Origin of the sequence: Syntrophobacter fumaroxidans MPOB (assembly GCF_000014965.1) — a bacterium.
Classification (GTDB): domain Bacteria; phylum Desulfobacterota; class Syntrophobacteria; order Syntrophobacterales; family Syntrophobacteraceae; genus Syntrophobacter; species Syntrophobacter fumaroxidans.
Window position 1 is genome coordinate 4,274,944 of the sequence record NC_008554.1, and the last position, 13,489, is coordinate 4,288,432.

Consider the following 13,489-nt stretch of genomic DNA (forward strand, 5'->3'; position numbering starts at 1 on the left):
CGGCGTGTCTTCTGCGTTCGAATCATGAGGTCGCCATGAAAAGTCGGCCCGATTCCAGGCTCGATCTGATCGTCATCGGCGGCGGCCTTGCCGGCACCGCCGCCGCTTGTCTTGCAACGACACGAGGACTCAGCGTCGCCCGGGTCGCTGCAAACGCCGGCGGGCTGGCCTTTGCCGGCGGTCCGCTGGATCTTCTGGGAGTATACCCGCCGCGGGAGCAAATGGTCCGGGACGATCCCTGGGAAGGTATCTCCGCCCTGATCGAGGGATCACCCCGACACCCGTATGCCGTACTCGGGGTTGACGCCGTCCGTCGGGCGATGGGGGAGTTTCTCGCTTTCGCGGATTCAGCCGGCCTGCGCTATTGCGGCATGGCGGAACGGAACGTGACCATTGCCACGGCCGTGGGAACCCTCAAAACCGCCTACCGTGTCCCACGATCCATGTGGCGCGGGGTGACGGCCCTTCAGGATCGCCTCCCCACGCTGATCGTCGATTTCGAGGGCATGAAGGATTTCAGCGCGGCGGCGATGGTCGAAGTGCTGCGATCCCGATGGCCGCGGCTCCAGGCCTTGCGCGTTACGTTTCCCGTCCGTTTTCCGGGAATTGACCGCCACAACCCGCTCCTCGCCGAGGCGCTCGAATCCTCGGAAATCCGGGCGAAGCTTGCCGAGGCCATCCGCCCGCACCTGTCCGGGGTCCTCATGGTCGGGATGCCGGCAGTGCTCGGGATTCGGGCCGGAGACCGCGTCGTCGCCGACCTGGAAGAACGCCTGGGAGTGGGGATTTTCGAAATTCCCACGATGCCGCCTTCAGTTCCGGGCATTCGACTGCAGAGCGCGATGGAGGAAGCCCTCCGGAAAAGGGGTGTCCAAATCTTCGACGGAAGGCGGGTGCTTTGCGCCCGGACCGAGGAGCGCCTCTGTGCGGGAATCACCGTCGGCGGGGCGGGGGAGTGGCATGAAACGATGGAGGCACAGGGGATCATCCTGGCCACCGGACGTTTTCTGGGAGGCGGTCTGAGCGCTTCGCGAGACGGGATTTCGGAGGCCCTGTTCGGCCTGCCCGTTGTGCAGCCGCCATCGAGGGATCGGTGGCACCGCGGTTCTTTCCTGGATCCGCGGGGGCATCCGGTCAACGAAGCCGGGTTGGCGATCGACGATCGTTTCAGGCCGCTGGGGGAAGACGGCAGTTTCGCCTTCGAAAACGTGTTTGCGGCGGGTTCGATCCTGGCGCACCAGGATTGGGTACGAACCAAGTCAGGCGCCGGGCTTGCCGTTTCGACCGCCCATGGCGCGGTCGAAGGTTTCCTCCGATACCGCTCCGGCAAATGATAAGGATTTACCTGGAAAATAGATTCACCCGGGAGTCTATTTTCCAGGTAACTTCGTATAAGATCGTCGCGACCCGGGCGCGCCGATCATCCTGCTCTCCGGCGGCTCCCCGCGGGGCAGCGGCCTTCCCGATCGGCGATTCCGCATCGGAGCCCGAGAATCTTCTCTACCGAAGCGATTCCAGGTTGAACAGTCCGCAATGAACGGCTTCCTGGAGTTCTTCCCGTGCCAGTTGCCCTCCCCAGAGCACCGGCCGAAGGCCCTTCCATCGTGCTTCGAGAAAAGCCCGCAAGTCCCGGATGCCTCCATCCTTTTCGAATGCGCCGAGATCGTAGAGAAACGCCATGGTCCTGAGGCCGCAGAAAGCTCCCTGGCAGGAGCCTTTGCCCATGCGGCTGTGCAGCCGGATGGTATCGAGATCGACGGTTTCGGAGTCGGCCCGGAGTCGGGCGACGATTTGGGCGATGGCGCTTGCGGGCACCATTTCGCACTCGCAAAGCAAGGCGTCGTCCGGTTTCTTCTTGCGCAGCCAGATCACCGGCGCCAGCCCTGCCTCGACCCACTTGTTCTCGGCGGCGTTCGGCAGCGGCACCCCCCGCGTGAGGCAGGGGGGATTCACTCCCAGGCGCCTGCAAACCAAGTCCGCGGCTTCTTCGGCGGTCAGCCGGTAGGTGGTCAGCTTTCCCCCCATGATCGTCAGGAAATTGGCGATGCCGTTTTTTTCGTGGTCGAGGAGCTGAAAGCCGCGGCTGGCGACGCGGTCGTCGGCGGCCGCATGCCCGCCGGCCAGCGGCCTGACTCCCGCGAAGGCCCGCACCAGGCAGGTTCCGAGCACGGCCGGGAACATCTTGGACGCTTCCTTCACGAGGAAGTCCACTTCCCCGGTTTCCGTTCGCAGGGACTCGATGTCGCTCACGCGGACGGATGTGGTCCCCATGAGGGAAACCGTACCGCCCGGCGCCACGATATCACCGTCGGACGGGGGACGCAGCCGGTTGACCACGCGATCGGATATCCTGAGCTGAGAGATCAGCATGCTGCCTTTGGACCACAGAAGGGGCATTTCAAGCCCGATAAGCCCGGCAACTTTGCCCACCCAGGGGCCGGCGGCGTTCACGACCTGCTCCGCCTCGACCTCGACCTCCTCCCCCGTCCGAAGCAAACGGATTCGAACGGCCTCAATGCGGTTGCCGCGTCGTGCCATCCCGACGACCTGCGCGTGGGTCATCAGGCGGGCGCCGTGGGTTGCCGCATCGGCCATGTTCTCAAAGGACAGCCGGAAGGGATCGACCGTTGCATCCTCAACGCGGTAAGCTGCAATGATGTCCTCCGTCAAGCCCGGCTCAAGCTCCCGGGCTTCCAGCCGGTCCACCGCCTCAACCGGGATCCCGCTTCGTTCGCAATACAGCGGAAAATCGGCGATATAGCGCTCGTCGTCCCCCGCGACGGCAACGAAGAGACCGCCGGTATCCTCGATGCACGCGGGCGCCAATTGTTTCAGCAGGATGGATTCCGCCCGGCATTCCCGCGCGGTGACCGGATCGTTGGAAACATAGCGCGCCCCGCTGTGGAGCAACCCCTGATTGGCGCCCGACGCACCCGAGTTGATGTGCCCCTTTTCCACCACGATGCATTCCAGGCCGCGCAAAGCCAGATCGCGGGCCAGGCCCGTGCCTGCGATTCCGCCGCCCACAATCAACACCTGCGTCTTCAGCCTGCCTCCGGAACCATTCATTTCGTCCACCTTCTGTCGAGAGGCCTTGCGCCGTTATGCCGTTGCCCCCGCGTCCGTCATCGCGGGCGAGCGTGAGCCGCGGGGCCGCCCGCGAGAATGGAAGCACCGCAAGCTTCACCTCGAATCCCCGGCTCAATAGGAGGCACGAAAGTCCGCGACGTCATTCACGAGCGGGGCAGGCCGGAGTATCCTCGGAAACCGGCCTCCAGCAACGGTTCGTCATTCCGCCGGGTGAGGGGGCCCGGAAGACGACCCGCCCCCCCCCGGTTTCCGCCCGAATGACGAATGCATTCTCTCATAAAAGCCGGAACGATAAAACTATTGCGAAATGACCGGCTCTCTCCTATGGTCTCAACGGCATCCGCTCCGCCGGGCCGGGCCGCGTGAAGCACGCGGCGGACGGAAAGCCCCGACGGAGGCGCCGGCGATGACGTATTCGACTTGAGTTGAGCGATTCGAACGCCCGGAACGCCTGTTCGGGCGGGTGCAAAACCCGCCCCTGCGAGAGGTTGACCTGTCCCGTTGGACAGGGGACGGGTTCATCCCCGCACGCGGGGCATCGTGTTTCTATCGCCTCGTGCGAGGCGTCGCTCAATTTGGATTCGACTCCAAGGCAGCCGGTGGGCCTTCCCTCGGGGTTCGGCCCGCGGGCGGCAGACCCGCCACGGGGAGCACGTGATGATTGCATCGATCCGTGCCATCGACGTCGAGACTGCGAGGAACCTCAAGGGGATATTCTTCGACATCGACGACACTTTCACCACAAACGGGAAGATCCCGGCGGTCGCCTACCAGGGGCTGTGGACTTTGAAGGAATCCGGCCTGAAAGTCGTTCCCATCACCGGAAGGCCGGCGGGCTGGTGCGATCATATCGCCCGCATGTGGCCCGTGGACGCCGTCGTGGGGGAAAACGGGGCTTTCTATTTCCGGTTCGACGAGCGGGCGGGAAAGCTCACAAAACGCTTCCTGGACCCGGCCCCGGTCCGCTGCGAAAAGCGAGTCCTGCTGCAGGCCGTCGAAAAGGATGTCCTCAGCTCGGTGCCCGGCACGGCTCTCGCCTCCGATCAGCCATACCGGGAGACCGATCTTGCCATCGATTTCCGTGAAGACGTGGAGCCTCTGGGCTGGCCGGCGGTCGAGCGCATCTGCGCCGTCTTCCGAAAGCACGGCGCGACCTGCAAGGTCTCCTCGATCCACGTGAACGGCTGGTTCGGAGATTACAACAAGCTCCACATGACGCGAATCATGGCCAACGAGCTCTGGGGCGTCGACCTTGAGGCGGACCGGCGCTTTTACCTGTTTTGCGGAGATTCTCCCAACGATGAACCGATGTTCGAATTCTTCCCGCACAGCGCGGGGGTTCGCAACGTGCTTCAATTCGCCGACCGGATGAGCCGGCTGCCGGCGTTCGTGGCGGATCGCGAAGGCGGCGCGGGATTCGCGGAAATCGCCGAAACCGTTCTCTCTCTCAGGGCGACCTGAAAAACCCGGCCGCCGTGACGGTGACGGTTGGCTCGATGTGTTCGCGCGGGATTCCGTCCTTCGTGTGAAAACACGGCGGTTGTGCCCTTGGATCGCCATGATCGGCGGTCACAACGAACTGCGACAATGTGTCGTTCCAGGGCATTTTCATCTCGAATCCTCACGGCCTGTGCGCCATCTGTATCGCCGCATTCCGAAAAGCTTCTTGAGATCGCGTCTCATGCGGATTTGTGAAAAGTGTAGATCTGACCCCCGGACCGTCTACCGGAGTCCTCCGGCCATCCGCACCGCTTCCGGGCGCCGCTTCAACCACCAACTCATCAAAGGCCCCGGAAGGGCTCCCAGCCCAAGGCTGGTCCATGCCAGGCCCCAGGCCAGGCTCGCCGGAGCCGAAGGAACTCCCCGCACCGTATCCAGAACCAAACCGAAAACCCACGGACTGACGGCGCCCGCGCTGAATCCCAGGGCCGAACGGACGGCGTAGGCGGCCCCGATATGGCGCGGTTCCACAAGCTCGGTGAGCGCGGTCGAGTAGATGGCCGAGTCGGCGATGGAAGTGAGGTTGTAGAAGGCGGCGACCGCGAACAGGACGAGGAGCGGCCAGCCGATCATCCAGCCGAAGCTGAAGGAGATTGCAAGGCTGATGCAGGAAAAGAGCAGGATGGTAAAGGATCTTCCCCATCGGTCGGACATGTCCCCGCCGATGAGACTGCCCAGCATGCTCGTCAGGTAGGTGAAGCCGGAAAGGAGTGCGCCGACCTCGATGGCCTTCGCGGGCGACGCATCGTATCCCGCGCTCAGCTGTGTCGCCGCGCCGAGGTAAGCGGGCAACCAGGCCCACATGCCGAGGAGCTCCCAGTTGTGGAAGGTGTAGGCCAGCATGGAGAGGAGGGCGGGCTTGTTCTTCAGCACGGCCGGCACGGCACGCCAGACATCCCGCTTGCTTTGAACGGCGTGAACGACGTTGGGTGTGTCGCGCAGGGCATAGAGGGAGACCGCGAGTCCCACGGCGGGCATCGAGCAGTTTGCGGCCAGGGAAAGGCGCCAGCCGCCGATGGGGAAAAGCCGGCTGGAAAGCATCAGCGACAGGGCATAGCCGAGGGAGGCGGCGGCCAGGTAAAACCCCATGGCCCGTCCGCGTGTGGAAGGTGAAAAGCGTTCGGCGATGAGCGTCAAACCGGGTGTATAGGAGCCTCCGGAACAGAGTCCCGCCAGCCCGTAGAGGACCGCCCCGGATATGAAATCGGATGCGAACAGCGCAAAAACGAGCGCGCTGACGCCGGCGGCGACGGCGCTCCACAGGTAGGTCCGCTTTGCGCCGAAGCGGTCGCCCAGGAAACCGACGGCGAAAAGCGAGATCAGGAAGCCGAGATGATAGGCGGACTGAACCATCCCGGCCTGCGTGGCGTTCATCGTCCAGTCGCTCATCAGGAGCGGCAGGGCGGCCGAATAGGCCGTGAAGATGAAGCTGAAGCCCAGGCGGGCGGTACACAAGAGCGCGAGCCAGCGGAGATCGCCGCCATGCGCCGCAGCTTGTCGGGACGGCCTCAATGCGCGTGCCTTTCCATCAGCGTCTCCCGCGGTGTTTATCCCGGTGCCTGCAGGAGCTTGTCCGTCAGTCGCTCCGAGGCGAACACCAGCGATTCCAGGTCAACCATCCGAAGCACGCCGTTATCGAAGAGGAATTTCACCCTTGCCGCTCAATCCGCCGGTTTCTCCCAGCGGGCGACGAGGAACGCCCCGGTATCCAATCCTCGTGTGTGTCCGTCCTCCTCGATCTCGCGTGCCCGATCCGGGCGGTCGTGTTTTTGAAAGTGAACGGCGGTCCCGATGCGAGCCGGGATCGGCATGAGCCCGGCCATTTCGGCCGGGGACCTGAAACGCGCGTGCCGGAACAGGGCGTGGCCTTCCCTGGCCGCGGAAGTTCTCCTGGTCGCCCAGGGGCTCAGGGCGTTCAGGCTTGCGACCACGACGAGCCCACCCGGCCTCGTCACACGAAATAACTCGGCCACGGCGCCGCGCGCATCGTCGAGAAACTCGATGGCGGTCACCGACACCGTCTTGTCGAAGGCGGCGTCGGCAAAAGGAAGCGTGCGCATATCGCCCCGGACCATGTGGAAGGGGCGGCCGGTCGCTTTGTTCCCGGCGCGCCTCAGCATGGGGAGCGAGAGCTCGAGTCCCGTGACCCGCGCGCCGGCGTCAAGGAGAACGAGGGTGAAGACCCCGGTGCCGCAACCCACGTCCAGGAGCCGCTCCCCCGGAGCCGGACGGGCCATTTCGAGAAGAAGCCCGGCCTCGTATTCGCGGACCAGGCTCCCGATGGGACTCTCGAACCACTGATCGTATTTCTCCGGCCATTCGTCGAAAATTTCCGCCATTTCCAACCTCTCACGACAAAACGGGGCAGCACGGGAAGCCGATGGACCCGCGGAAAACAGTGCCGGCGGCGGGTTCCGCGATCGCTCGGGTTTCCCCGGCCTTTGCGCGGCTCGAGGCCTCTCCTCCCGGGACCCCTTTCAGATGGAATCCGGCCTGGCCAGGTGGTGCGCGGTGGCCTGTTCGAACTGGTAGGCTATCCGCAGCAGCAGGTCCTCCCGGAAGTGGGGACCGAGGATCTGGAGCCCGATGGGCAGTCCTTCTCCTGAGAATCCGCACGGGACGGAGATTCCGGGGACTCCGGCCAGGCTTGCCGGCAGGGTGAGCGCGTCGTTGAGATACATCTGCAAAGGATCATCGGACTTCTCACCGATCTTGAACGCCGGAACGGGCGCAACCGGTGCCAGGAGCGCATCGAATGAGTCGAACGCATCGAGGAAATCCTTCCGAATGAGCGTCCGCGCCTGCGAGGCTTTCGTGTAGTAGGCGTCGTAGTATCCGGCGGAGAGGACGTAGGTGCCGAGCATGATGCGGCGCTTCACTTCGGCTCCGAACCCCTGAGAGCGGCTCGTCCGGTACATGCCGATCAGGTCACGGGCATCGGGCACCCTCAGACCGTACTTCACCCCGTCGTAACGGGCGAGATTGGAACTGGCTTCGGCGGGGGCGATGATATAGTACGCGGCGACACCGTATCCGGTGTGCGGCAGGGAAACCTCACCGACTTCCGCGCCGAGCTGAAGGCAGACGTTGATCGCGCGTTGAACGGAGTCCGCGATCTCGGGGTGCATGCCGTGGACAAAATACTCCTTCGGGATGCCCAGGCGAAGTCCCTTGATCGGCTCCCGCAGGGATGCGCGGTAATCGGGGACGGGATGGTCCACCGAAGTGGAGTCCCTCCTGTCGTGTCCCGCGATGGCCTGCAGCAGGATGGCGGCGTCCTCGACATCCTTGGTGATCGGGCCGATCTGGTCCAGGGACGAGGCAAAAGCCACCAGTCCGAATCGGGAAACCCTTCCATAGGTGGGCTTCAGACCGACCACCCCACAGAAGGAAGCAGGCTGGCGAATGGAGCCCCCTGTGTCGGTCCCGAGCGAACCCGAGCAAAGATCGGCTGCAACCGCGGCGGCCGACCCACCGCTCGACCCTCCGGGAACCCGTTCGCGGTCCCATGGGTTGCGCGTGACTCCGTAGGCGGAATTCTCCGTGGACGATCCCATGGCGAATTCGTCCATGTTCGTCTTGCCGAGAAAAATCGCCCCGGCCTCGCGCAATCGTGCAATGACGGTCCCGTCGTAAGGCGGCACGAAGTTCTCCAGGATGCGTGAGCCGCAGGTCGTGACCGTCCCCTGCATGCATAGGACGTCCTTGATGGCCAGGGGAATGCCGGCGAGCGGAGAGGCGTGCAGATCCCTCTCGCCTCGGTCGAATCGCCCGGCTTCGGCCAGGGAGGACTCCGCCAGAACGGACAGGTAGGAATTGAGGCGCGGGTCCAGCGTTTCAATACGAGTGAGAAAGGAGGTGAGCGTCTCCGTAACGCTCAACTCCTTGCGCACGAGCAGGTCGTGCAGCTCGTGCATCGTCAGGGCGTATGGTTCCATGAGAGACCTCTCGTTTGAATCAAATGACTTTGGGAACAACGAAGCTGGCCCCGTCCGTTTCCGGAGCGTTCGCCAGCGTGTCTCGACGCTCCAGGGACGGCTGCACTTCGTCGGCACGGAATACGTTCCGGAGCTGAATGGCGTGAGTCGTGGGGGGAACGCCTTCCGTGTTCAGTTCGTTCAGCGTTTCCATGTACTCCAATATCCGGTTCATCTGCTCGGTCATGCGCATTTCTTCGCGCTCGCTCAGTTCGAGCCGCGCCAAACCGGCAACGTGCCTCACTTCATCCCTGCTGATCTTCTCTTGCATATCGAGTTCCTGCTTCTATGGGTGCGTTCCGTCCTGTATGCCGGGCACGATCCCCGAGCGGAGACGGACAAGGGCGGCCCCGCAAAGTGTGCCGCCGTTGACCGGGCTACCCGCTGGAGCCGGAGAATTCAACCGTCATTCCGGCGGGGCCTGAGACCGCGAAATTCCGACAATCGTGCAATCCCGCCTTCGTGGGGAAATGCAGCCCTCATTTCGGCCGAAAACCGGGGGGCGGGCTGTTTGTTCCTCCCTCCCTCGCAACGATGACGTTGACGATTCTCATGATTCGTTGTGCCATCCGACCATGGCGCACCGCCGGCACGGCCGGCGTTTCCCCTTCACGGTGCCAGCGGCCGCCGTCGTGATCTATGCGACGGCTCCGAGAAAATTTTCCATGTTGCGACAATCCCTGAACGCCGAAAGGACCTCGGCGAGGCCATGAATCTTGCGGCGGTGGAGGAGGCGATGGGTCAGCTCATGAACCCGCACCTCCTCTGAGTCCCGTTCGGTCGGGCTCACCAGGAATCGTTGCAGAAATTTTGCGAACCGAATCACGTGAATGAGCTCGTGAGTGACGATGTATGTCGTCAGGGGAAGCAGGAGTATTTTCGGATCCCGCCGAAGCGCTCGCCGGATCACGTGGTCCTGGAGACAGATCTTGAAATAGTCGCCGGGTTCGCTTCCCCTCAGGCGCTCGTTGGGACATCGCAAGTATCTGCGAATCTGGGCGAAGGCGGAATCGGTGACCTCCTCTTCCTGCAGGTCCCGCAAAGATTGGATGTCGTAACGGTAACGTTTCCACTCCGAGGTGGTAACCTTGTAGTAGTCGCTGATCAGTTCCTCCGAGATCTCAATGGATTGCCTCAAAACGACAATCTCCTCCTCCACGAAGGGGACGCGCTCACAATTCTTCGGGAAATCAAAACCGCCTTCGTCCGCCATTTCCTGACTTCACTTCCTGTCGCTTGCTCTTGAGAGGACGCGAGTTATCCTGCATTGCGCGGATTGGTTCCCGCGGTTTGCCGCACATTCGCCGGCCGACAGCCCCCAACCTCCAAAGTGTCCCCTGCCGGCGGTGCCGCAGGCTCCCTTCATGAACGGCCCACCGGCGATTTCCGGCCGGTCGTGCCTCTGCGGGCAGGCCAAAACCCTTTCCGCAAGCCTGTGCGCGGGCCGTGGGGATCGGCCGGTTCCAGGGGCACGGTACGGTTTCACACGGACCAATTCCCCGCGACGATTCCTTTCCCGTGCGCACATCTGCTCATAAGCACATGATTTGAATAGGGAACCATCCAGGGAAGGACCTGCTTTCTTCTACAGGAAAAAACGGCTTTTATCAATTGTTTAATCCGACCGTGTTTAATCCGACCGGGTGGGATGGCGCAGCCCTGCCGAATCACACGAGGCGAAAAGGACTTCGTTCATTCCGGAGCGCCCCGGTGTGTTCCATGGCGCGGTTCCTGTATCAGGGCTGCCCGGGGCGCCGTGCGTTCTCGCCCGCTGAAATAGAATGGCCCCTCGAGTCCAACGACATTCTCGAGAGGCCGACTTTTTGGGTAGGCATTGCACCTCCCTTTCCCGGAATTACCGTTTTTACCCCACGCGAAAGTGCCCGAAGGTCACGTGCATTCCTTTGAGCGCTTGCCACGTCTCAGCCCTCAACCGAGAGCCTTGTGGGAACCAGTATAGGAAAACGGCACTTATTTCGTAATCATGAAACGAGTGGAAATCAAGATTCCTTTATTAATTTTTTTTGATGGCATCAAATCGCGGGATTGCAGCCTGTCTTTGCCGATTTCGACGGAAGTTCGGATCCTGCGGGCCGCGCCGAAGGTGAAAATGAAGCGAACCAGGAGTGGAAGAAACGTCGGGTTCCTCAGAACTGCAAGTATTGAATGGAAAATTCAGCTTTGTTCGGGTATTTTCTGAAGCGATATGTCTGAGGGCGTTTTCAGGCAAACCGCTAAATGTTCGGATGAAAGGAAAGAAGCGCGCCGCCGGAATCCGCCCGGCGTGCCGCGGGTGTGCCGCGTTCCCGCGCGGGCCGTGGAGCGTTCGTTCCTGTCATTGCGAGGTGTCGGATGAAGGAAGTCGTTGCATTGTGCGTGCTGTTGGCATTTGGAGTCGGCACCGCCAGGCTGGCCATAAGGAAAAAGATCGGGATCGCCCTGACGGTGGTGTTCCTGGCCTTTTCCATCTTTTCCGGCCTTGCGATCGCCAACTACGACTGGATTCGAAAGGCTCGATGGGAAGTTCCCGATATCTTCGGCATCCGCGAGCAGATTGCAGAGGTGGGGAACCAGGCCGTGCAAGGGTTGAACGCGGAGATCGAGGGGCGTCAGGGAGAATTGGGCAAGCTCCTCTCGGATTTGGAGGAAATGGGCCGCAGAGTCGATTCACAGAAGAAGGAACTGGAGAGTTTGCTGGCCGATGCCGCGAAGGTGAGTGAAGCCGCCAGGGAGCGGGAACAGGCGGTCAAGGAGCTCAACCGGCAGGCGGAGAAGGCAAGGGAGCAGATGGCATCCATCCATCGGTCTTCCTGCGACCTGGCGCTCTCGCTGGCAAAGGTCACGTGGCTGCAGCTGGAAGCCAAGGATTCCTCCGGCACCAAGAGGGGGGAGGCGGCGGCCCAGCGGACCCTCGACGGGCTGGATGAGGTCGTCGGCCTGGTTATAGGCGATCCGGATCAGCGAGAGAGGTTCGTGGCCGAAGTGATGGACTCTCTGCCGCCCAAGAAATGAAAGAGACTCGGCTTCGTGAGGTCATGACTGCGGGTTCTTTCCGGGTTGAACGTGCAAATCGAAAGGGATGGCCATGCTTGCAGAAACAGCTCGGTGCCTCGAGAAGATAAGGGCGCAGCGCCCCCTGGTGCACAATATTACCAACTACGTCGTGATGAACTATACCGCCAATGCGTTGCTGTGCCTCGGAGCATCCCCAGTGATGGCTCACGCGGTCGAGGAAGTCGAGGCCATGGTCGAGCTTGCCGATGCCCTGGTGATCAACATCGGGACCCTTTCCGCCCCCTGGGTGGACGCAATGTTCCTGGCCTCGCGCGCGGCCATAGAAAGGTCGATTCCCGTCGTTCTGGACCCGGTGGGAGCCGGCGCCACCGCCTTCCGGACGGATACGGCCAGGCGCCTGCTCGATGAATTCGGGATCACCGTGCTCCGGGGGAACGCTTCGGAAATCATGGCCCTTGCGGGCCTGAACAGCACGACCCGGGGTGTGGACTCGGTGCACGCAACCGACGAGGCACGGTCTGCAGCGGTTGAATTGGCCAATGTGTACAAGGCGGTTGTGGCGATCACCGGCGCGGAGGACTTCATCACCAACGGGCCAAAATCCGCCAGGGTCGCCAACGGGCATCCCCTCATGGGCAGGGTCTCCGGCACGGGGTGCGTGGCGTCTTCGATCGTGGCGGCCTTCTGTGCGGTTCATCCGGACCCTCTGGTGGCCGCAACGGCGGGATTGTCGGTGCTCGGAATCGCAGGCGAGCTTGCCGCACGGGACAATCCCGGGCCGGGGACGTTTCATCACCTTCTGCTGGATGCGCTCGATGCGATGGAAACCCGGAACATCGAAGAGAAAGGACGAATTGCCGTTTCATGGGAACAGTGAGCCCGCCCGTGGATTATACCCTGTACCTGGTCACCGACCGGGGACTTGCCGCGGGTCGTTCCTTCGAAGACATTGTCAGGGAAGGCGTCGAGGGCGGGGTAACCCTGGTGCAGCTCCGTGAGAAGGACCTTGCCGTCAGGGATTTCGTCGCGTGCGCCGTCGCTCTCCGGAATCTGCTCGGGGAGTACCGGGTTCCCCTGATCGTTAACGACCGAGTGGACGTCGCCCTGGCCTGTGGAGCCGCCGGGGTGCACCTCGGGCAGGACGACATGGACTGTGCGAGCGCCCGCCGTATCGTCGGGCGGGGCCGGATCGTCGGTGTCTCGGTGAGTTGCGTGGAGGAGGCGGTGAAGGCCGAAGCGCAAGGGGCCGATTACCTGGGAGTGAGCCCGGTGTTCAGCACGCCCACGAAGACGGATACTCCTCCCGCGGTCGGGCTCGAGGGGCTGCGGGCCATCCGGATGGCGGTTCGCCTGCCGCTGGTTGCAATCGGAGGGATCAAGGCGGAGAATGCGGCGGACGTGATACGGGCGGGGGCGGACGGCCTGGCGGTGGTGTCGGCGATCATGGCCTGCCCCGAGCCTCGGGTTGCGGCCCGGACGCTGAAAGCGGCCATTGCCGAGGCACGGGCCCGGGTCCGTACCGCGCGGATCGGCTGAAGGCCGTCGCAGTCCGCACTCGCTGCGCCGTGGCCGGCGTTCCCGCGCCTGGTATCGGCTTCCTCATGCGAAAGCCAGGCCGTCGTCATCGTGCGGGCCAGGTCCCAAGAGCCTGGAAGAACCCGGGTTCCCACCTCTGTGCAAACCCGGCCGGGTGGAAAGCACCCTGCATTTTCCTGCAAAAAAGCAACGAGTCATTTCAACAACATGGATTTGTATGAAAAAGTGTTTATATATGCTAATAGTAACATATAGGCACGCCGATATATAAAATTCAGCATATGTTTATGCTAACATAATAAAAATGCGGGAATCCTATCCAATAAGATATTGACAACTCCTATTCATGATATAGGATAGACGCGCGTCAT

The 13,489-nt window shown here is 62.5% G+C and carries 11 protein-coding genes; 5 read left to right on the top strand and 6 right to left on the bottom strand.

What is annotated here, in order from left to right:
• The first annotated feature begins 35 nt into the window (after positions 1-35).
• Positions 36-1,334 (top strand): glycerol-3-phosphate dehydrogenase subunit GlpB, encoded by a 1,299-nt coding sequence (gene glpB / locus SFUM_RS18060; protein WP_011700294.1) that lies wholly within the window; start codon positions 36-38, stop codon positions 1,332-1,334.
• A 166-nt stretch (positions 1,335-1,500) separates the two neighbouring features.
• On the opposite strand, the gene glpA is transcribed toward glpB, so the two are convergent.
• Positions 1,501-3,069 carry an anaerobic glycerol-3-phosphate dehydrogenase subunit A gene (glpA, locus tag SFUM_RS18065; RefSeq protein WP_011700295.1) on the bottom strand — a complete coding sequence of 523 codons (1,569 nt, stop codon included), beginning with the start codon at positions 3,067-3,069 and terminating at the stop codon, positions 1,501-1,503.
• Positions 3,070-3,747: 678 nt separating this feature from the next.
• Between glpA and SFUM_RS18070 the strand changes: the two genes are divergently transcribed.
• Positions 3,748-4,551 carry an HAD-IIB family hydrolase gene (locus tag SFUM_RS18070; RefSeq protein WP_011700296.1) on the top strand — a complete coding sequence of 268 codons (804 nt, stop codon included), beginning with the start codon at positions 3,748-3,750 and terminating at the stop codon, positions 4,549-4,551.
• 261 nt (positions 4,552-4,812) lie between these two features.
• On the opposite strand, the gene SFUM_RS18075 is transcribed toward SFUM_RS18070, so the two are convergent.
• The 5 genes from SFUM_RS18075 to SFUM_RS18095 form a co-directional block, all read right to left on the bottom strand.
• A complete protein-coding gene (locus SFUM_RS18075; protein WP_011700297.1) occupies positions 4,813-6,102 on the bottom strand; it encodes an MFS transporter in 1,290 nt (429 codons plus the stop codon).
• A gap of 149 nt (positions 6,103-6,251) precedes the next feature.
• On the bottom strand, positions 6,252-6,929 hold the full coding sequence (locus tag SFUM_RS18080; RefSeq protein ID WP_011700298.1) for a class I SAM-dependent methyltransferase: 678 nt from the start codon (positions 6,927-6,929) through the stop codon (positions 6,252-6,254).
• 138 nt (positions 6,930-7,067) lie between these two features.
• Positions 7,068-8,528: an Asp-tRNA(Asn)/Glu-tRNA(Gln) amidotransferase subunit GatA gene (gene gatA / locus SFUM_RS18085; RefSeq protein ID WP_011700299.1), complete on the bottom strand. Its 1,461-nt coding sequence runs from the start codon at positions 8,526-8,528 to the stop codon at positions 7,068-7,070.
• Positions 8,529-8,547: 19 nt separating this feature from the next.
• The gene (gene gatC / locus SFUM_RS18090; protein ID WP_011700300.1) at positions 8,548-8,838 is read right to left on the bottom strand and encodes an Asp-tRNA(Asn)/Glu-tRNA(Gln) amidotransferase subunit GatC; all 291 of its coding nucleotides are present in this window, start codon (positions 8,836-8,838) and stop codon (positions 8,548-8,550) included.
• 366 nt (positions 8,839-9,204) lie between these two features.
• A complete protein-coding gene (locus SFUM_RS18095; protein WP_011700301.1) occupies positions 9,205-9,780 on the bottom strand; it encodes a hypothetical protein in 576 nt (191 codons plus the stop codon).
• Positions 9,781-10,919: 1,139 nt separating this feature from the next.
• On the opposite strand from SFUM_RS18095, the gene SFUM_RS18105 reads away from it, so the two are divergent.
• From SFUM_RS18105 to thiE, 3 genes are all read left to right on the top strand, one after another.
• A complete protein-coding gene (locus tag SFUM_RS18105; RefSeq protein ID WP_011700302.1) occupies positions 10,920-11,579 on the top strand; it encodes a hypothetical protein in 660 nt (219 codons plus the stop codon).
• Positions 11,580-11,652: 73 nt separating this feature from the next.
• Complete coding sequence (gene thiM, locus SFUM_RS18110) at positions 11,653-12,459, top strand: hydroxyethylthiazole kinase (protein ID WP_011700303.1); 807 nt, start codon at positions 11,653-11,655, stop codon at positions 12,457-12,459.
• Entirely contained in the window at positions 12,447-13,118 is a 672-nt protein-coding gene (thiE, locus tag SFUM_RS18115) for a thiamine phosphate synthase (protein ID WP_011700304.1), read from the top strand. Before thiM ends, thiE begins: the two co-directional genes overlap by 13 nt.
• Positions 13,119-13,489: the final 371 nt, after the last annotated feature.

Excerpts from the sequence above, each read along its gene's own strand:
- glpB (WP_011700294.1), top strand. The coding sequence starts at position 36 with ATGAAAAGTCGGCCCGATTCCAGGCTCGATCTGATCGTCATCGGCGGC.
- glpA (WP_011700295.1), bottom strand. The coding sequence starts at position 3,069 with ATGAATGGTTCCGGAGGCAGGCTGAAGACGCAGGTGTTGATTGTGGGC.
- SFUM_RS18070 (WP_011700296.1), top strand. The coding sequence starts at position 3,748 with ATGATTGCATCGATCCGTGCCATCGACGTCGAGACTGCGAGGAACCTC.
- SFUM_RS18080 (WP_011700298.1), bottom strand. The coding sequence starts at position 6,929 with ATGGCGGAAATTTTCGACGAATGGCCGGAGAAATACGATCAGTGGTTC.
- gatA (WP_011700299.1), bottom strand. The coding sequence starts at position 8,528 with ATGGAACCATACGCCCTGACGATGCACGAGCTGCACGACCTGCTCGTG.
- gatC (WP_011700300.1), bottom strand. The coding sequence starts at position 8,838 with ATGCAAGAGAAGATCAGCAGGGATGAAGTGAGGCACGTTGCCGGTTTG.
- SFUM_RS18095 (WP_011700301.1), bottom strand. The coding sequence starts at position 9,780 with ATGGCGGACGAAGGCGGTTTTGATTTCCCGAAGAATTGTGAGCGCGTC.
- SFUM_RS18105 (WP_011700302.1), top strand. The coding sequence starts at position 10,920 with ATGAAGGAAGTCGTTGCATTGTGCGTGCTGTTGGCATTTGGAGTCGGC.
- thiM (WP_011700303.1), top strand. The coding sequence starts at position 11,653 with ATGCTTGCAGAAACAGCTCGGTGCCTCGAGAAGATAAGGGCGCAGCGC.
- thiE (WP_011700304.1), top strand. The coding sequence starts at position 12,447 with ATGGGAACAGTGAGCCCGCCCGTGGATTATACCCTGTACCTGGTCACC.